We start from the raw sequence: 17,375 nt of genomic DNA, 5'->3' as shown, positions 1-17,375 counted from the left end.
CTGTTCACAGGCCGGAATAGATGCGCAGGTCTTCCCATGCGCCGGAGTTGTTGAAGCTGGCGCGGGACACTCGAGCCCCGGCCCACGAATTCGCCACGGGCACACCGGCGTTGAGGTTCCCGGCGTAGGCGATCGGCGTGCCGTTCCGCTCGATCCAGGCGATATCGCCATACACCGAGAAGGTGATCCGGTCGCCGTCGGCGATCGAGACGCCGGAAGTGACGGCGATGTAGTCGCTCCAGGTCGGCGAGGTCATCGACCCGGACAATCGTGAGATGTAGACCTTGTTGCTGTAGATGTTCGCGGCGACCGCCTGCGTCCCGCCGGCGCCGTTCACGCGGGCGAGCAGCGAGCAGTCGGCCACGCTGTTCGGACCGCGGATGATGCCCTCGACGCGGACGCGGCCGGTGCTGAGGCCGGTGTTGCGGATGATGGCGCGGGAGCCGTCGTCGGTGCCGTTCGTCGCCCATCGGCCGCTGGCGATTGCCGCGGCGGTGCCGAGCTGCGTCCAGCCGTTCCCGACCGCGCCGTCCGCACGGGCGAAGTCGTCGTAGAAGATCGACTGCCACACACCGGCCGACGGGATCGAGGACGGCCGGTCGAACCACTTCACCCACCGCACCCACGCATCGGTCCGCAGCGCGTTCAGGTTGAGGCCGCGGTGCCCGGGACTGGTCTTGTAGGCGTCGGACAGCTGGGCCTGGCAGACGAAGATGTTGTTCATCCAGCAGCGCACCCAGCGGTCCGCCTCGACCCAGAATTTCAGCCGGAAGTAATTGCCGTCGAACGCGACCGGCGCGGCACCGGACCCGATGACATCGCCCGACGCGCCGAGGTTGGGGATCTGATAGACCTTGATCGTGTCGCCGTCAGCGATTTGATGCACGCAACCGATGGCCGTGATCTGCTTGAAGGCCAGCGAGCCGCCGATTTTCGCCCAGTTGTTCATCAGGTAGACCCAGAACGACTGCGCGACGATTCCGAGGGCCGGAAACCATATCTCGGCTTCGAATCCGTAATTCGGCGTGAACGGCTCGAATTCGTAGCTCACACCGCCCGCGAGGGCGGGGTTGCCGTAATTCTGGATGTGCAGTTCTTGCAGCGAATTGAGGTCGCCACCGCCACCGCTCCCGAACCGCTTCCACGGCTGCCGGATCGGGTTCTGGACCGGGCGGTTGAAGTCGTCGATCCACCCGGCCCACGCCCACGGCAGGTTACGGCGTAGGAGGAACACTCTCGTCTTCCATGGCGCCGCTGATCGACGCGTCCTCGTGGTCGGCGAGGGTCGCCCGCAGCTGCTCCAGCACTCGCCGCGACCGCACCAGACCCCCCGGCTCGCCGGGAGGCAGCAGGGGCCGCAGCGATTCCGGGTCGTGGTTGAAGCGGGCGATCGCAGCGTTGATCTTGGGTATTGCGGTCGCGGGCGTGTCGAGATCGAACACGTAATCCAGATCGTCGACACCGAACGCCGCCGCCCACAACGCCTCTTTCTCCGGCCGGATCGGCAAGCGTTCCTGCCCGGTGCCCGCGCCGTAGCGGGTCTCGAAATACTTCACTCCATCACCCCAAACAAAAGGACCTGCAGAACATTCGGTGCGTCGGTCCCGGTCACCGAGGTGACATTCAGATAGACCCGCTCGCGGGAATTCATAACGAATCCGAGGTTGGCCCAATTCGCGCGAATCACCCCGGCCGCGAGCGAATACGTTCCGAGCACGGTCGCCGTCGTGCCGGTAGAATTCCACTTCTTCAGCTCGAACGTCATCCCGTTCGGCTGCGACAGCAGCGCGACATGCATATTGGTGATCGTGCGGGTCAATCCGCCGGGGACGTTCTGGCACAACCCGATCAACAATTCATTATCGCCGAGCACCACGGCAGCCGAGGCCACGACGAATTCCGATTCCCAGTACGACGCCCGGTCGCTCGCCGACGCCGCAGTTGACTCCGCGGTTTGGGCGGCGTTCAGCGCCGCCTGCGAGTCAGTGACAGCCTGATCCGCCGACCCCTGCGCCGCGACCGCGATCAGCCGCGCGTTCTCCGTCGGCGAACGAAGCTCTTCGTCGACCTTGTTCTGCACATTGGAGTACGCGGTAATGGCGTTGAGCGCGAGCGCGCTCTTGCCGGAACCCTCCGAAATACCCTGCCCGAACCCACTGCCGATGACGAAGCTGCCCTCGGGCGGCAGGGTTACGCCCGGTGTACTCATCGTTCAGCAGCGCTCTTTCGGCGTCGGCTGCTCGCGTCGCTGACGCTCCAGATCGGCACGCTGCGCGACGAGCTGGTTGCGCTGCACATCAATGGCCGCAGTGACCGTCCGGTAGTGATTCAGCGCGCCGCGAGCGTCCACTCGCTCACCCGGCGCCGGTGGCGTCACCAGAGTTTCGACGAGAGCGGTCATCGCATCGTCGCGCTGATTGCGCAGCTCGTCGTCGCGCGCCTCGAGCGCACGATCCTCGGCAGCGATGCGCCTCAGCTGCACGCTCGTGGACTGGAATTCGGCGTTGCACCCGCGCTGGTGATAGGTGAACTGCACGATCAGCGCCGTGGACGCCAGGAACAACGCGACCACGATCAGCCGGAACGCCCTGCCGTTGAACGGCTTCGGGTCGAGCTGCGGCACCAGCACCGCCCGGCCGCGGGCGTTCACCCGGCGGAAACGGACGAACTGCCCGACCACCACCCCGGCGATGAACGAGATGACCGCGACGACCAGAACTTCGGGGAGGCTATTCGTCATCACGCTTGCCCTCCTCCTTGGAATCGGATTCGGAACTTCCGGCTTTCCGGGCCTTGGAGTAGAGGGTTGCGAAGATGCCGATGATCGCCATCATCACGATGTTCAGCTCCGGCGGCGGCTTGTAGTCCGGCTGCCAGATCGGCGCGAGATACCCCACCAGCCACGCGGCAGTGGTCGCCATCGACAGCACCGCGAATAGCGCCCGCATCCATCGTTCGTCCACGGACCACCGCCTCTCTACACCCGCACCAATGCGCGCCCATACGTCTTCACCCGTGGCTCGTCAGCGGTCGAGCAGATCGGCGCCGAGGTCACCCGCCGCGTCGATGGCACGCTGATTGCGCAGCAACAGCACGCTGATCGCGGTCGCTGTCGCCGCCGCGCTGGTGATCCAGTTCTTCGCGGCACCGTCCGGGAGGATCTCGGTAGTACCGAGCACGACGGTCACCATGCCGCCGATCGCCGCGGCGATGGCCTTCGTGTATTCGCCCAGCTTGCGCAGGTGCTTGCTCATGGCCGCCTCACTTCCCGCCGAGCTGGTCGAGCTTGGCCTCGATACGGTCCAACTGCTCGCGCAGCCGCGTCTGCCGGGCGCCGATGGTGCGGACCAGTCCGATGAGCGAGCGCTTCTCGTCGTCCTTCATGTCGGCCATCTCCGGTGCGAAGTCGTAGCCGTCCCACACGGTTTCGTTCCATTGGTCGGCCCACATGTCGTAGGGCCAGGGCTCTTTGGGTGACCGGGTTGAGGGATTCACGTTCTCCGGGCGGTTGATCTGCCGCAGACGGTCTTCGGTCGGCAGCAGCTGGCCGGCACCGACGGTGATGGGATCGGACACGGGTGTACCTCCTGTGATACCGAGCAGTGCCAGCAGTTCCGGCAGCTCGAGCGGTGAGTAGTTGAGATCGACACCGAACGACCACGGCGCGCATCGACCGTCGTCGGTGAACTGCTGCGCAAACGCGATCTCCTGCATCCACTGCGGCGGTGGGGTCGACGCCCACTCGCCCGGGTTGTGGCTGTAGGACGGGGTCACGAACCGCATGCCAGCGGGTCGTGTGCGCCAAAGCCCCGCGTTGGCAACAGCATTGAGGTAGCCGATCACTCTTGCCGGATTGCCATACCAGCGGCGCAAGCGTTCGACCTCGTCGTTCACCTCGGCAGACTGGTCGCCGCGGATCGCGCCGCCCGCATCCTCGACATCGACCATGGTCACGAGGCGCGGATGCCCCCACAGTCCGCCACCGGTGAGGATGTCGCGGTGTAGATCGCAGTTCGCAGCGCCGGGGCGGAAGAAGTAGTAGGCGATCACGGCGTTGAGACGGCCTGTCTCGAGCATGGCCAGGACGCGGCGGATGTTCTCCACGGCGAGGGTGTCGCGAGCATCGCCGCTGTTGGTGCGGAATGCGAACAGCCGGTGCGGATAGCTGTTGTCGATCGGGATGCCCTGGTGATGGGAGACATCCGCCCAGGTCACTGTCATTGCGGCCACCTACTCGGGGATGAGTTGCCAGAACCCGGCGAGCACCTGCGGGTCGGTGCGCGGGTCGTAGACCGGGTCGGGGTTGAGGATCTTCGCGACGATCCGGTTGAGACGCGGATCGCCCTCGGGAATGCCGACCTGGAAATGCATCTCGTCGGGGCGCGACCAGTCCCGGCCCCAGAACACCGCGCCCTCGTACCAGTCGACGAGCGCCTCCACACGGGCCACGAGATCGCCCGGCATCCGGCGCAAGCCCCACGGCCACTGCGGCGCGTTGATGTCGACCGCGGTGCCGGACAGGTGATTCGAGGTGCCGACGTCGTTGTTGCGGGACCAGCCCCACACCGACGACACGACCGGCGCCACCTCGGCGTCGTAGCGGCGCACGAAGTCACCGAGGATGATCGCGGGCGCGCCCGAGCGCAGCGGCGCCGTGTCCATGTGCGGACCGTCGACGAGCACACACTCGTCGCGGTTGCACATCCTCCACCCGTTCTCGCTGTAGAGGTTCCCGTACGCGGTGCGGAAGCTCATCGCCCTACCCCTTCCTGCTGGAAGCGCTTCAGAATCCCGTTGCGCCCCTTGCCATGTCGCTCGGCGTACAGCACGCGGCCACGTTCGACGGGGTCGGAGTCGCCCAGTTCACGCAGGTACGCGCAGACCTCGGTGACGGTGTGCTCGCCGGGCGGGAACCGCGGCGGATCATCGAGCTTGTCGATCTCGAACGCCTGCGGCTCGGGCGGCGGCGGCTTCTCGACCTTGTAGCCCATATAGCGGTACTTCTCGAGCTGCGCCTCGCGGGCATGAACGGTCAGCGTCTCCGGGTCCTGCACGTGCTCCGGCTCGGGCATCGGCGAGCCCGGCGGCACCCAATCCGCGTCACCGTTGAGCGGATGGTTCTGGCCGCGGGTCGGCGGCCTGTACTCCTTGACCGCGAGCGCGGGATCGATTGGCGGACAGCCGCATTCGCTCAGATGTTTGGAGATGAACCGGCAGATCGCCTCGGGCAGCACCATGCGCTGCATGCCGGGTCCCATCGGAATGCATTGCAGCGCAGGGAGAAACCTCTCTTCCGGATTGTCCGGGTCGATGTCCTGGAGCCGCCAGATCTTGCCCATAGCCTTCTCTCCTCAGAGCATTCCGAGATCGCGGGCGATGCTCGCCATGTCCTGCGCCATCTCCAGCGCGGCCTGTACCGGGTCCTCGGGCTCGCGGTGGCCGATGGTGAGTCCCCACCGCACGGCCTTGTCGCGGCCCCACTCGAGGACGATCTCGGTGATGCGGTCGACGTAGACGCGGCCCGACTGCCCCCAGTCCTTGACCGTGGTGCCGATGCGAGTGCCCAACCAGGCATTGCCCTTGCCGTTCTGGCCGATCCGCAGCCCCTCGGCACCATCTCGGACTGTGACTTCATGGGTTGTCCGCTCGCGGGTCGACCAGATCTTCGTTCGGAAGGCGATGAGCGCCGACACCCAGTAGGCGCGATCGCCTCCCTCGCAGAAGGTTTCGTGGAAGTGCGACCAGCCGAGATCGGCGACGCGATCGAACAGCTTGATCTTCTGGAATGCGGCTACCACATCGGTGTAGAGCGGCTTCAGAATGGCGTCGGCCGCGCCGCCGACCGGTGGCACGCCGATAGCCATGGCGATCAGGTCGCCGGCCATGTTGATCCCGAAACTGATGGCCTCGTTCACGCCATAGGCGCTGTGACCTCCCGTAATGAACGCGGAGTTGGAGGCCGGTTTCCACGAGAACTTGCTCGAGGTGATGGCGGTGCGCTCACCGTCGCGCAAGATGATTCCGGGCGCCTGCGGCAGCGTGCCCCACCAATTCGGCTGACTCAACTCGTCCGGGAACGCGGGGTTGTCGATGACGTCGATGCCCTCGGTGACGCCGTCCGAGGCGATCGTGGTGAAGCCGCGGACGAGGCCGGTCCAGACGTTGCCGCCGATATTGGTCTCGGTGGTCCATCCGCTGTTGTCGCGCAGACGCCAGATGATCGCGCCGGGCTTGATGTTCGCGCCCGGCCACGGCGGCGGATCATCGGCACGGTGTCGGCGCGGCTCCCACGTCAGCTGCGCGTCGGCCGCGATGTGTTTCTGTGTGTCGAAGAACGTCTTGAACCGCGAGTGCACGATGCACGGCGGGCTCGAATCCTGGAACAGGTCAACAGGTTCCACAACCTGCGACCAGGTGCTTTGGTCGAGGTTGACGTACTGCGACAGGTCGAACGGATTGTTGGGCAGAGTCCAGATTGCGGACTCGAGGCGGAGGATCTGCAGGAACAGGCTCAGCGACAGGGCGAACCGCGACGGCAGCGGGCCCATGATGAACAGCTTCGGGAACTGAAACTCCGGCGGCAGGAACGGGTTGCAGTAGACGATGATGTGCTTGAGGTGCTCCATGTCGTGCAGGAAGGTCGCCCGCACCACACGCTCGCCGGTCTCCGGATCCTTGGTCTGCTCGAGATTGTCGAGCGTCCCGGACCATTGCGCGCCGTCCTTCTCGACGACGGCGATGATGTTCTTTTTGCTGCGCGCATCGGTGTCGGTCATCCACCGCGCGAGGTAGTAGCGCGCGGGCAGCTCGATGACGCCGACGCCGACCTCGTTCTCGGGCAGCGTGAATTTCGCGCTGATCTCGCGGTGCACCTCGCCCGCGAGGACCATGTTGCCGTCGTACAGCTCGATCGTCGGCGGCTTCAGTCGGCGGTCTTCGTCCTTACGGAGGTTCTCGACGATCTCGCCGAAGATGGCGTTGATATCGAGGTTGGGGGCGACGACGGGCATTTAGTCCAGCCCCCATGGCCGCGGCCACTCACGCGGGCAGGTAACCCGGATCTTCGTGCCGATCGGCGCCTTGGTCACGGTCACCGGCACCTGCTGCCGCAGGGTGCCCGACCGAAGCGGATACATCATCCGTTTGCCGTTCATCCGCTGCCCGTACTCGGACCTCGTCGCGGTGACGAACTGGCCTTCGAACGCCATCGGGTCGGTGTTGACCCGCAGGTGCTCGCCGAGGTGCAGCGGCGCGAATACCACCTTGCGCAGCAGGTCTTCCTCGGCGCGCTCGTGAATGTCGTTGCCCCAGCTGTAATCCGGGAGCGTGACAGTCAGACCCTCATAGGTGGCCGTGATCTCCCAGATCGGGTACTGGTCGTAATCCTCGGGCAGCGGGTTGTCGACCCACACGTACCCGGTCTCAGTGCCGCCGCCGGTGGTGTCCGTGGCGGTGGTGAACGTGGACGGCTGCACATTCTCGATCCACCGCGGGTACGCGCCGACCAGCGGCAGCAGGATCAGTGCGCCCTTCTCGGAGTTCGGGTCGTTGTTGGTCTTGATCTTCGGCTTGTCACCGAGCCGCACCGGCAGATGCCGTCGGGAACCGTCCAGCTCCACCCAGATCCGGGATTCCCGCTTGTAGCTGAATGCCTTCCGAAATTCGGAATCGACCAGCCGCCAAGGCTTTTCCTTGGTCCCGACGATGTGGACGGCCAGGATGAAGTCGTACTTCTCCTCACGGATACCGCCGAAGTCCGCGCCCACCTGGAACGCCGTGCTGTTGTACAGCGCGGTCACCGGCGGGTCGTACATGCTGTCGAAGTCGGTCCCGGAGTCCTCGTCGGCGAGCGCGACGTTCTTCGACCACTGATCCGGCCCGGCGAGCGGCCACCACGCCTCGTTGCAGCCCTCGACCTCGATCCGGGCCTCGTCCAAGTCGATCATCGCCGCGGCACCAATCCCGCGACACGGTCGCGCTTGGCGAGGTCGATCATCCGTATCTCACGCCGGAACTCGCCCGCGGACATGCCGGTGTGCAGATTCTCGATCACGGTGCGGCCGTCGATGTGCTGCGTCAGCGCCCGGGCCGCCAGCTGCCCCAGCGCCGCCGGGGTCCGGGCCGCCCGCAGTTCCTCGGGCGACAGCACCCACTCGTCCTTGCCGCTGAGGTTCAATGCCGCGGCGCCGGTAGGCAGCGGGCCGCCCTGGTCGCGGATGAACGTCGGCACCTGGAACGTCTTGAGCAGCTGCTCGAGCCATCCCGGTGTGCCCGGCACGACCGGGCCCTGCTTCGCGATGTCCTCCTCGCTGTACTGCGCCGGTGTCGGATTGTCCTGCGCCAGCCCCTTCTTCGCCTGCTCGGCGCCGAGCGTGATCAGCGCGCCGCCGACACCCTGGATGTCGCCGCCGAGGCCGATCACCTGCAGCAGCTCGCTCGCGGCGCCGGTGACCGCGGTCTTGGCCACTTCGCCGAGCAGCTGCACGGGACTGCCGCCGCCGGATCCGCCGCTGCCGGACGCGCCGTTCAGCTCGTCGCGCTGCTTCTTCTGCTCGGCGACAACAGCATTCATGGCCTTCGCGAGCGCGAGATTGGATTGCCGCTGCTCGTCCGGTGTGGCCTCGGGGTCGTTGTAGGTGTCGTCGCGCTCGTCCTGGGCCTGGCGCACCGCCATCTGCAACTCTTCGAGGCGGATCTGATCGTTGGTCAGATTCCCGTCCAGAGGCGGCGCAGGCGTGACCGGGCCGCCCGTCGAGTTGGCCTCGTCGCGTTTCTGCTCCAGCTCCCGAATCCGCAGATCGGCGCGCTCGACGTCGATCTGCGCCTGCCGCTTGTCGTCCGCGGACTTCTTCGGGTCCTTCAGCGCCTCCTCGAGCTGCGACTGCTGCTTGCCCCGATTCAGCCGCGCCGACTCAAGTTCCAGCTCGTCGGACTGATCCCACGTCTTCTTGGTCTGACGAGACCGGGACGAACGCGACCGCGAGCCGTCATCAGGCGGGTTGAACAGCGTCCCAGGCAGGTAGAACTTCAACGGCAGGTTCCCGCTCGAAGCCGACTGCGCACCCGCACCGACCTGCACGCCGTTGCCGCCGGACTCCAGCGCGACGCCCGCGAGATCGCCGGCCATGTGCGAGTACTGGCCACCACCCCCGCGGTAGACGCCGATGTTCAAGCCGCGGCCGGTCGGGTCCAGACCGGTCCGGAAGCCCAGCGACGCGAAGTCGCTCTCGGTAGTGAACCAGCGCGTACGCGGGTCGAGGCCACGCAGCAGCGCGTATGCCGCGCTGATGAAACCGGAGCAGTCCCACGACGGGTTGCCGACGCCGGCGTATTGGTACGGCTTGCCGGACTCGCCGCGCAGGGACGTCAGCGTGCGGTCGACAGCGGTGATGCCGCCCTTGGCCATCTTCGTCAGGCCGTACCCGAAATGGTCTGCGACCGTGGACAAGATTTCGGTCGAGCGGCCACGCTTCGACTCCGCGAGCGGGATGAATGCCTCGCCGCCTGTCTCCGGCTCGGACACCTGGTAGTAGCGGGTCTGTGGCGACCAGACTGTTGCCTGCCCCGGCAGGTTGTCGATGCCACCCTCGGCGCGCGGCTGCACGGGCTGGGGAGCGATCGGCCCGATGAATCCCTCGGGCCGGTTCTTCGTCTGGTCGTAGTCGTACACGACCTTCTGCGTCTTGGTCGGCAGCTGCTTGTTGATCAGCTCGTCCAGCTTGGTGAGCACCGCGGCGATGTCCGGCGCCGAGATGTGCACGACGCCAGGCTTGCCGTTGACCGCGTCGATCTTGGCGCCGGTCTCCTCCAGCTGCTTGCGGGCATCCTCGGTCAGTGCCTTGACCGGGATGTTGACACCGTTCTTGTTGGCCTGCAGCATCCCTGCGATGACGACGAGCTGCTGCTCAACCGTGTCGGCGCCGCGCAGCTGGGCAAGAATCTGAATATCCGTGGGCAGGAGGCCGAGCTGCTCGGCCATCACCCGCACCTGGTCGGCGGACAGTCCGGTTGCGGTGCCGAGCGCCTGGAACTGGTAGGAGTTCTGCGCCAGGATCGGATCCATGTTCGCGCCGGCCTCGGCCGCGGTGATCGTGGCGTCCCGCATCCGGGTCAGCGTCTCGTAGAGCTTCTGGCCGTTCGCGCTGGCCGTGTCGACTTGGCCGCCCTGGCCCACCAGGGCGGCGCCGAATCCTTGCGTGCGATCCCACGCCTGCTCGGTGGCTGCCGTGGTAGCGCGCACCTGCGCGTTGTATTGGGCCAGCGCTTCCTGCACCGCGATGGGCTTGCCGCTCATGACATCCAGCGCGGTCTTCATCGCGTTGACCCGGTCTGCGGCCGAGCTGGACTCGTTGGCGAGAATCTTCACGGCGGCGGACAAATCGAAGAATCCCGGGCTCGCGGTCTGCGCGGCGGCGGCGGTCTGCGCGAGCTGGTCGTGTACGCCGATCAACGTCTGCGCGACCTGCTTACCGGCATCACCGCTGCGCTGCAGCTGCGCGATCAGGTTGTTGTAGGCGGGGCCGCCCTGCGTGACGGTCTGCCCGACGCCCTGCATGTCGATCTGCAGGTTGCCCATCACCTTGCGCAGCGCGTTGTACTGCTCCTCGCTGGCGGTGACCTTGTCGTAGTTCTTCTCCCACGCGTCGTTCGAGCCGAAGACGTTGCCGGTGATGTTGTCGATCTGGTGACCGAGTTCCTCCATCGGCTTGTGCCCGCGCTCACCGAGCGTGACGATCTCCGCCAGCGCGGATTGCACCGCGGCGTTACCGGCACCGAGCGCCTGATTTGACAAGGCGCCATTCGCTGCGGCGACCGCCTTGCCGAAGTCGGCCTGAGCACGAGCACCCGCCGCTGCCGCGTCAGCGAGTGCCCGTTGCGCACTGCGCGCCGAGTGCGATGCTTCGATGTTCGCGGTCAGCGCGGCGACACCGCCGGTCAGGGCCAGCGCCCATGGTCCGCCCAGCATGCCTACGACACCGCTGGCCGCCGACGAGACACCGCTCGCGGCGGCGGAGACAGTGCCTTGCGTGCGTGCGAGCACGGTCGCTTGCGCCGACGCGTTGCGGTACGCCTCTCCCATGCGGGAGATCACCGGCACCCGCGATTCGAGCGCGGCGACAGCGGAACCGAACTGGCCGATCTGCTGACCCGAGGCTGCTGCGAGTGACTGCTGCACCCGCATCTGATCCCCGAACCCCGTCAGCTGCGTCCTGGCGTTGCCGATCTGCGTCGACAAGGTCGAACTGAATGCGGTCGTCCGAAGCGCGACGAGCGCAGCGGCAGCGGCAAGCACGGGCGTGGGCAGGTCTGCGACCGCCTTAACCGCTGGCGCGATGCCCTGACCGAACCCGACCGCGGCATCCGCAGCATTGTGCAGGCCGTCCACGATGTAAGGGGTGGCGGTCGTGATGGCACCTGCGGCGGTCTTCGTGAACTGCTCGAGCGGGCCCTTCACCAAGTCGTACGTCGCCAGCGCCAGCCCTTCGGCCGCGTTCTGCGCGGCCTGCATGGCGCCGGGCAGGCCCTGCATCTTCGATGCGGCGACCTCGGCGGCCGAGCCCTGGCGGCCCATGGCGTTGCGCATCGAGTCGAACCCGGCCGCGCCCTTCTCCGCGGCGATGGAGGACAGGCGCATCGCGTCCGACCCGAACAGCACCGACGTGGCCGCCTGATACTGCTGGTCGGTCATGCGGCCGGCCGCGGTATCGAGCTGCTCGAACAGACTGTGCAGCCCGACGAACTTGCCTTGCGCGTCGTACACGCTGAGGCCGAGCTGAGAGATGGCCGCTTGTGCCGGCTTCCCGGTGTCGGTCAGCGCGAGCAGCGCCGACTTCAGCAACGTCCCGGCGTCGCTGCCCTTGATGCCGCTGTTGGCCAGCAGACCGATCGCGGCGGCCGTGTCCTCGATGGACAGCCCGAAACCGTGCGCGACCGCCGCACCGGACTGCATCGCGTAGGCGACATCGGTGATCTCGGCACTCGACGCGTTGGCCGTATTCGCGAGGACATCGGCGACGCGACCCGCCTGGTCGGCCTGCAAACCGAACGCCTGCAGCGCCGAACTCTGGATGGTCGCGGCCTCGGCGGCCTCGATGCCCGCGGCGGCCGCCAGCTGCAGCGAGCCTCGCGCCGCGGCCATCGACTGTTCGACCGTGAATCCGCCCTTGGCCAGCTCGAGCATGGCGCTCGCGGCGTCGTTGGCCGAGGTGCCGGGCAGGCTGATGTCGTTGCCGAGCTGGCGGGCCCGCGCCGACACCTGCGCCATCTGATCGGCGTTCGCCGACGCGACCGCCTTCATCGTGTTCAGGGTGACCGTGAAGTTGTTGCCGATCTTGATGACCTGCCCGAACGCGGCAGCGCCACCGATCGCCAGACCCAGCGCACCACCGATCGCGCCCGCCACACCGACCGCAGGGGCCAGCCCGCTCCGCAGCTTGCCCGCGAACTCGCGGGTATCGGGTGCGACGAGGATGTTCATCCGGCCACCGGGCAACGGGTCACCCCCGTCCCTGTACATTTCGAGCACCTTGGCGAGACGCTGGCCGGGCGGCGGCTGGTCCGCCTGCTCGGTGCGCTTGGTCAGCTCGTAGGGCTTGTGATCGGCGCGGTACCGCTCGACGAGCGCCGCAGTCACCTCCGGGTCACGCAGCGCGACCGGCGGCAGCAGCGGCAGCGGCGGCGGGCGCAGACCGCGCCGCTTGCGTTCCATCCGCTCCTTCTTCACCTCGGGGTCGTCGGGATCGGTGGTCCCAGAGACGTAGTCGAAGGTGTTCAGGAAGTCGATGCGGTCGACCAGCATCGCGAGGTTCTCCGAGTCCCGGGCCGCCTGCTCGTCCCGGGCGTCCGCGTCGTCGATGAGCGCCGCCACATCGCGATACGGCATCTCGGCGAGCGCCCGGCGCAGGCTCAGGCCGTGATGGCGCTGGACTCGGGCGAAGGCAGCGCCCCACCGGCCTGGTTCAGCGATGCCGACCAGGGCACGGGCGCGAACAGTTTTCCCTCATGCAGCCCCGACAGATTCGTGATCCGGTTCAGGGCTTTCGCCGCATGCTCGGGACTGAGCGCCTGGATCTTCTCCCACAGCGCCGGGCCGTCGTCGCCCGCGACGACCGACAGCATCTCCTCGAGCTTGTTCTCGCTCGTGTACTGAAAGAAAGTGGCCGCTTCGTCGCCGGTGAACTGGCGGCGGATATCGGCGTCTACGCCGAGCAGTGTGATCGGCACCGGCTCGCCGCCGTCGACCGCGAGTTCGTCGAGGATGTTCACCCGCGTCGCCGCCGCCGCGGCCGGGGTCGCCGACCGCGCCGGACGGCGCGCAACAGCCTTGGCTGCCGTCTTGCGTGCAGCAGCCTTGGCCGCTGGCTTGCGTGTAGTCCCCGCCACGATCAGCCGATCTGGATCGTGCCGGCCGGGGTGAGGCTCGCACCGTCGCCGGACAGCGTGCCCGGCACCTTCAGGGTGACCGAGTAGGGGCCGCCCGCCGAACCGGTGACCACCGCGTTGCCGGTGCCCACGGTCGACAGCGCCTCGAGCGCGGACTGCACCGCCGACGCCGCAGCGTTGTAGGCGATACCGGTGGTGGTCTGCCCGCCCACCGTCAGCGTGAACGTACCGGCTGTGGTACCGGCAGGCACGGTCACCGTGGTCGACACCCACAGCGGGTTCCACGAGGTGAGCGGCACGAACGGCTCGAGTGCCAACAGCTCCAGCTCGAAGCCGTCGAGGTCCTCCTTACCGAAGGTCCTCGGCGGCGGCGTGGTGAGCGTGACCGACGGCGAGTAGAAACCGGCCGAGGTGCCCTCGTCGCGGATGTTGAGCAGAACGGCGAAGTCCTCGTCGTCGCCCGGGTTCCACTCGAACACACCGGAGCCAGGCGGCACCTCGGCGATGCTGCCGCCCTGCAGGGCGGTCAGCACGGTGGCGACCGAGTAGTTGACCGGGCGCAGCTTGATGCGCTCCTCGGTCGGACTCTTGATCACCTTGTACGGTGCGCGGCGGCGGTTCCACACCTTCTTCGGGGTGACGTCCCGGGTCGGGGTCACGTCGAATCCGGCCTCGATTCCGCCGAACGCATCCCACGACAGCGAGCCGGTGACGGGATTGTTGGCGAACGGATTGGTCGGGCGCGCGGTGCCCTTCGGCGCACGGAACCCGTCGCCGTCGAGCCACACATACGCCTTGTCGGGATCGGCATGAGTGCTCATGATGCCTCCAATGAGATAGACACCCAGCACTCGAATGCTGCTGGGCTGTAAGAGTTTTCAGGCGCGCGGTGCGCGCATCTTCATTTCCACGCGGATCGTCGCCCGATACAGCGGGCTATCGACGCCGCGCTTGGTGTCGACGAAGTTGATCGGGCCCTCGAGCCAGCGCGCCCGCCAGCCCGACCCGCGGAACTCCTGAGGTGGCGCACGGTGCAGCAGCTCGCCTGCCAGCCCGGCCACATTCCAGGTCAGTTCTTCCGGATCGGTTGTGCCGCCGAGGATCTCGATCTTCGGCGCCCACACATCGACCTGCACCATCGGCCGCCGCGCCATCGGGTCCTCACCCACATGGCCCGGCGCGCGGATCGTCATACACACGCCGTTGAGCGGATCAGGCAGTTCGCGGGTCGTGATCGCGTCCGCCGGCACCATCGCGGTGATCTTCGGCTGCGCGATCAGGAACGCCCGCACCGCGCCGGGCGCGAACGGGATCGGGGTCACCGGCGGCGACCCTTCGGCTGCCACCCGGAATACCGACCACGGCTTCGCGCCGCGTCGGTCAGTGCGGCGTGCGCCGGGGTGTCGCTGGTCCCGTACTCCTTGTAAACGGCGTCCTCGTCCTCGTCGACCAGCCGCACATCATCGCCGGATGCCTCGACACCGATGCCATCGCGGTATTCGCCGGTGAACACGGGTGCCGACGCGCGAGCGTCCACTGGCAGCTTCCTCGGCGGCCTCGCGCCGCTTCGGGGTCGACAGTTTCGCCGCGGCGAAGCGCACGGGGCCGTCGAAGATGGTGAGCCGGACCAGGTTCGCCATGGTCAGCGGGTGCGCTTCGGCCGATCGGTCGCGGCGTCCGCCTCGGCAGACTGCTCGGTTGCCTCGGTGACGGGCGGCCGGGCGTCGACCTCGACGGTCTTGACCACCGCGCCGCCCTCGGCGGGCGTCGCCTCACCCTTGCGGGCGGCACGGTGGCGCTTGTACGCCTTGCCCTGGTCGTCGCCGGTGTGGGTGACACCGGCGTCGTCTTTCCACGAAACGATCATCGGGAACTCCTTCAGTCCATGTCGGATGCGTGCCGCACGATCGCGGCGATGTACGCGGCCCGGCGCGAGCCCCTCGCGGGCCGCCGGACGCGGGGAGTGCCCTGCACGGTGACCTTGCCGCCGACGGGCACGATGTCGGCGTACTCGCCCGGGCCGTCGAACCGCCAGACATCGCGCCTGTTGGTCCCGCCCGGCAGGCCGGGATCGAGCAACAGGATCAGCTCGGAGACGGTCACACCGTCACCGAGGTCCTCCTGCTCGGGCGGGCGGATAAGCCGCTGCTGCAACAAGCCCGTCCACGGCACCTCATCCGGATCGCCCGGAATGTTGTTGCCGGTACTCGGGTCGGCGACCGGATCGGTCGGCCGCAGCAGGGTCCACCGCTCGCGCAGTTTCACGGGCGCGGACCGGGCATGATCGTGAACGCGTCGCTGCCGTCCTCGGCACCCGGCAGCAGGTCGTCGAGTTCGTCGTTGGTCAGATAGATCAGACCGGTCTTCGAGGACGGCGCGTACTGCTCGGAGATCTCCGGATACTCGCTGCGGATGACGTTGATACCGCGGTTCAGTGTGTCCAGGGCGCGCAGCACCATCGCGGCGCCGGTGCCCTTCACGAGGTCGATGTTGAGGGTGCCATTGGCGATTCGCTCGTTGAGACGGCCCACCTTCGACCGCAGCTTGGCAGACGCGATCCGGATGAACGCCTCGGCCTGGGCAGTGTCCTCGAAGGTCTCGCTCGAGATCTCCTCCAGGTACGCCAGGTCGAACAGCGGCGTCGGCGCGGTCACTGCTCGCGCGACTCCGTGATCACGGCGAGGATGTCGGCCTTCTTGGTGGCCTCACCGAGGTCGACCGGGTGCTCCGGATCGGCGGCCCACGCCTTCAACTCGGCGACGGTCCACGCCTCCGACGGATCGCCCGCCGGCGGTGCGGAATCGTCCTCGGGCTCCTCGGCCCACGCCGCAGGGTTGGTGATCTTCTTGACCGCCCACGTGGGAACGGCGTCTGCCGGGGTGAAGATGTGCACCGCGCCGTCGTCGCCGGAGACATGCACATTGGTGCGCAGCCTGCTCACGACAGCACCGTTGCGATCATCGAGGCGTTCGCGTTCAGCAGCAACGGCAGGCCGATGCCGCTGGCCTTGGTCCAGCGCGCGACCGGGTCGTTGTCGATGTAGGACCCGACCACGATGCCCGGCGCCTGGGTCTCGTCGATGCCGTACTCGGCCTCGAGCGCTTCCGCGGTGGTGCCCCAGTCGGTTTCGCCGAGCTTGATGCCGGGGCCAGGGGTGTAGAGCACCACGTTGTCAGGGATGAGCCGCACCGTGTTGCCGTTCGAATCCTCGACCTGGGCGTTGAACACCGTGAACGGCGGGTGGCCGAACGAGGTGAACAACGCGTTCACCTGATCCTTGGTGACCACACCCTGTGTCGAGCCCGGCGGCAGGGCGTAGGCCCGGATCGCGGCGTTGCGCATCAGCGTGGACATGACCCGCTGCGAGGTGATCGCTTCGCCCGGGTTACCACCGTTGAACGGCCGATACACGCCGAACCAGGTGTCCTGGTCGTTGATCGGGTCGGCCGCGCCGCTCCACAAAGTGGCCGCGGTGACGGTCAGGCTCGAGCTGCGCTGGAAGTCGGCGGTCAGATCGAGCCCGTTCTCGGCGAGGTGTACCTTGCCGGTGACGACCGACTCGGCCTTCGCCATGATCAGGCGCGTCCGCAGCGCGTCCGCCAACTCGACCGCGTCGTTGAGGATCGAATCCCGGATCGAGCTGTCCGCCTTACGCATCCGCAGGCGGTCGTACTCACCGAGTCGCCGCTTCTCGCTGAGCGGAGGCAGCTCGCCGGAGATCCGCACGACACCCTTGCGGCCGGTGATCGGCGCCTCGGTGTCGTAGCTGCGGAACCTGCCCGCACGCTTCAATCCGCGCTGGGTGATGTTCGCCCGGAAATCGACGTCGTCGATCAGGGTGTCGGGCAGCAGCTCGTCGATGACCGACAGGTTGTTGACCGGCCGGTCTGCCAGAGCTTCGCGGACATATCCGGTCAGCTCCGCCGGGGTGATGTAGTCGCTATTGATGACTAGTGCCATGACTATTGCACCTCCTCTCAGAAGTAGCGGAT

The 17,375-nt window shown here is 67.2% G+C and carries 21 protein-coding genes; all 21 read right to left on the bottom strand.

The features are described 5' to 3' along the window. Nucleotides 1-4 precede the first annotated feature (4 nt). The 21 genes from ACFMRZ_RS00105 to ACFMRZ_RS00005 all read right to left on the bottom strand — a co-directional run bounded on the left by ACFMRZ_RS00105 (nt 5) and on the right by ACFMRZ_RS00005 (nt 17,343). On the bottom strand, nt 5-1,234 hold the full coding sequence (locus ACFMRZ_RS00105) for a hypothetical protein (RefSeq protein WP_400177345.1): 1,230 nt from the start codon (nt 1,232-1,234) through the stop codon (nt 5-7). Further along, nucleotides 1,215-1,556 (bottom strand): hypothetical protein, encoded by a 342-nt coding sequence (locus ACFMRZ_RS00100; RefSeq protein ID WP_400177344.1) that lies wholly within the window; start codon nt 1,554-1,556, stop codon nt 1,215-1,217. Before ACFMRZ_RS00100 ends, ACFMRZ_RS00105 begins: the two co-directional genes overlap by 20 nt. Then, entirely contained in the window at nt 1,553-2,080 is a 528-nt protein-coding gene (locus ACFMRZ_RS00095; RefSeq protein WP_400177343.1) for a hypothetical protein, read from the bottom strand. Before ACFMRZ_RS00095 ends, ACFMRZ_RS00100 begins: the two co-directional genes overlap by 4 nt. Before the next feature lie 132 nt (nt 2,081-2,212). Further along, a complete protein-coding gene (locus ACFMRZ_RS00090; protein WP_400177342.1) occupies nt 2,213-2,740 on the bottom strand; it encodes a hypothetical protein in 528 nt (175 codons plus the stop codon). Continuing rightward, nucleotides 2,730-2,948: a hypothetical protein gene (locus tag ACFMRZ_RS00085; RefSeq protein ID WP_280378539.1), complete on the bottom strand. Its 219-nt coding sequence runs from the start codon at nt 2,946-2,948 to the stop codon at nt 2,730-2,732. The genes ACFMRZ_RS00090 and ACFMRZ_RS00085 overlap by 11 nt, the downstream gene beginning before the upstream one ends. A 75-nt stretch (nt 2,949-3,023) precedes the next feature. Further along, nucleotides 3,024-3,254 carry a hypothetical protein gene (locus ACFMRZ_RS00080; RefSeq protein WP_400177341.1) on the bottom strand — a complete coding sequence of 77 codons (231 nt, stop codon included), beginning with the start codon at nt 3,252-3,254 and terminating at the stop codon, nt 3,024-3,026. 7 nt (nt 3,255-3,261) lie between these two features. After that, on the bottom strand, nt 3,262-4,221 hold the full coding sequence (locus ACFMRZ_RS00075) for a hypothetical protein (protein ID WP_400177340.1): 960 nt from the start codon (nt 4,219-4,221) through the stop codon (nt 3,262-3,264). 9 nt (nt 4,222-4,230) lie between these two features. Next, the gene (locus tag ACFMRZ_RS00070) at nt 4,231-4,755 is read right to left on the bottom strand and encodes a M15 family metallopeptidase (RefSeq protein WP_400177339.1); all 525 of its coding nucleotides are present in this window, start codon (nt 4,753-4,755) and stop codon (nt 4,231-4,233) included. Beyond that, the gene (locus ACFMRZ_RS00065) at nt 4,752-5,339 is read right to left on the bottom strand and encodes a DUF2744 domain-containing protein (protein ID WP_400177338.1); all 588 of its coding nucleotides are present in this window, start codon (nt 5,337-5,339) and stop codon (nt 4,752-4,754) included. The genes ACFMRZ_RS00070 and ACFMRZ_RS00065 overlap by 4 nt, the downstream gene beginning before the upstream one ends. A 12-nt stretch (nt 5,340-5,351) precedes the next feature. After that, on the bottom strand, nt 5,352-7,010 hold the full coding sequence (locus ACFMRZ_RS00060; protein WP_400177337.1) for a phage tail protein: 1,659 nt from the start codon (nt 7,008-7,010) through the stop codon (nt 5,352-5,354). Then, nucleotides 7,011-7,946, bottom strand: coding sequence for a hypothetical protein (locus ACFMRZ_RS00055; protein ID WP_400177336.1), 936 nt, complete (start codon nt 7,944-7,946; stop codon nt 7,011-7,013). It lies immediately after the preceding gene. Then, nucleotides 7,943-12,883, bottom strand: a complete 4,941-nt coding sequence (locus ACFMRZ_RS00050; RefSeq protein WP_400177335.1) for a phage tail tape measure protein — start codon at nt 12,881-12,883, stop codon at nt 7,943-7,945. The genes ACFMRZ_RS00055 and ACFMRZ_RS00050 overlap by 4 nt, the downstream gene beginning before the upstream one ends. A 23-nt stretch (nt 12,884-12,906) precedes the next feature. After that, entirely contained in the window at nt 12,907-13,383 is a 477-nt protein-coding gene (locus ACFMRZ_RS00045) for a hypothetical protein (RefSeq protein ID WP_400177334.1), read from the bottom strand. A gap of 2 nt (nt 13,384-13,385) precedes the next feature. Next, on the bottom strand, nt 13,386-14,204 hold the full coding sequence (locus ACFMRZ_RS00040; RefSeq protein ID WP_400177333.1) for a hypothetical protein: 819 nt from the start codon (nt 14,202-14,204) through the stop codon (nt 13,386-13,388). Between the two features lie 57 nt (nt 14,205-14,261). Then, entirely contained in the window at nt 14,262-14,705 is a 444-nt protein-coding gene (locus ACFMRZ_RS00035; RefSeq protein WP_400177332.1) for a hypothetical protein, read from the bottom strand. Beyond that, the gene (locus tag ACFMRZ_RS00030) at nt 14,702-14,920 is read right to left on the bottom strand and encodes an HK97 gp10 family phage protein (protein WP_400177331.1); all 219 of its coding nucleotides are present in this window, start codon (nt 14,918-14,920) and stop codon (nt 14,702-14,704) included. The genes ACFMRZ_RS00035 and ACFMRZ_RS00030 overlap by 4 nt, the downstream gene beginning before the upstream one ends. A gap of 105 nt (nt 14,921-15,025) precedes the next feature. Beyond that, on the bottom strand, nt 15,026-15,250 hold the full coding sequence (locus ACFMRZ_RS00025; protein ID WP_400177330.1) for a hypothetical protein: 225 nt from the start codon (nt 15,248-15,250) through the stop codon (nt 15,026-15,028). 11 nt (nt 15,251-15,261) lie between these two features. After that, nucleotides 15,262-15,648 carry a hypothetical protein gene (locus tag ACFMRZ_RS00020; RefSeq protein ID WP_400177329.1) on the bottom strand — a complete coding sequence of 129 codons (387 nt, stop codon included), beginning with the start codon at nt 15,646-15,648 and terminating at the stop codon, nt 15,262-15,264. Beyond that, nucleotides 15,645-16,037, bottom strand: a complete 393-nt coding sequence (locus tag ACFMRZ_RS00015) for a hypothetical protein (protein ID WP_400177328.1) — start codon at nt 16,035-16,037, stop codon at nt 15,645-15,647. The genes ACFMRZ_RS00020 and ACFMRZ_RS00015 overlap by 4 nt, the downstream gene beginning before the upstream one ends. Then, nucleotides 16,034-16,324 carry a hypothetical protein gene (locus ACFMRZ_RS00010; protein ID WP_400177327.1) on the bottom strand — a complete coding sequence of 97 codons (291 nt, stop codon included), beginning with the start codon at nt 16,322-16,324 and terminating at the stop codon, nt 16,034-16,036. Before ACFMRZ_RS00010 ends, ACFMRZ_RS00015 begins: the two co-directional genes overlap by 4 nt. Then, the gene (locus tag ACFMRZ_RS00005) at nt 16,321-17,343 is read right to left on the bottom strand and encodes a major capsid protein (protein ID WP_400177326.1); all 1,023 of its coding nucleotides are present in this window, start codon (nt 17,341-17,343) and stop codon (nt 16,321-16,323) included. Before ACFMRZ_RS00005 ends, ACFMRZ_RS00010 begins: the two co-directional genes overlap by 4 nt. Between the last annotated feature and the right edge of the window lie 32 nt (nt 17,344-17,375).

The sequence above is a fragment of the Nocardia sp. N2S4-5 genome (assembly GCF_044628355.1).
Taxonomy (GTDB): Bacteria; Actinomycetota; Actinomycetes; order Mycobacteriales; family Mycobacteriaceae; genus Nocardia; species Nocardia wallacei_B.
The sequence above is the reverse complement of the archived record's forward strand: the minus strand, read 5'-3'. Positions and strand labels throughout refer to the sequence as shown.

Coding starts and splice junctions, on each gene's coding strand:
- ACFMRZ_RS00090 (WP_400177342.1), bottom strand. CDS start 2,740: ATGACGAATAGCCTCCCCGAAGTTCTGGTCGTCGCGGTCATCTCGTTC.
- ACFMRZ_RS00085 (WP_280378539.1), bottom strand. CDS start 2,948: ATGCGGGCGCTATTCGCGGTGCTGTCGATGGCGACCACTGCCGCGTGG.
- ACFMRZ_RS00080 (WP_400177341.1), bottom strand. CDS start 3,254: ATGAGCAAGCACCTGCGCAAGCTGGGCGAATACACGAAGGCCATCGCC.
- ACFMRZ_RS00075 (WP_400177340.1), bottom strand. CDS start 4,221: ATGACAGTGACCTGGGCGGATGTCTCCCATCACCAGGGCATCCCGATC.
- ACFMRZ_RS00070 (WP_400177339.1), bottom strand. CDS start 4,755: ATGAGCTTCCGCACCGCGTACGGGAACCTCTACAGCGAGAACGGGTGG.
- ACFMRZ_RS00065 (WP_400177338.1), bottom strand. CDS start 5,339: ATGGGCAAGATCTGGCGGCTCCAGGACATCGACCCGGACAATCCGGAA.
- ACFMRZ_RS00060 (WP_400177337.1), bottom strand. CDS start 7,010: ATGCCCGTCGTCGCCCCCAACCTCGATATCAACGCCATCTTCGGCGAG.
- ACFMRZ_RS00055 (WP_400177336.1), bottom strand. CDS start 7,946: ATGATCGACTTGGACGAGGCCCGGATCGAGGTCGAGGGCTGCAACGAG.
- ACFMRZ_RS00050 (WP_400177335.1), bottom strand. CDS start 12,883: ATGCCGTATCGCGATGTGGCGGCGCTCATCGACGACGCGGACGCCCGG.
- ACFMRZ_RS00040 (WP_400177333.1), bottom strand. CDS start 14,204: ATGAGCACTCATGCCGATCCCGACAAGGCGTATGTGTGGCTCGACGGC.
- ACFMRZ_RS00025 (WP_400177330.1), bottom strand. CDS start 15,250: ATGATCGTTTCGTGGAAAGACGACGCCGGTGTCACCCACACCGGCGAC.
- ACFMRZ_RS00005 (WP_400177326.1), bottom strand. CDS start 17,343: ATGGCACTAGTCATCAATAGCGACTACATCACCCCGGCGGAGCTGACC.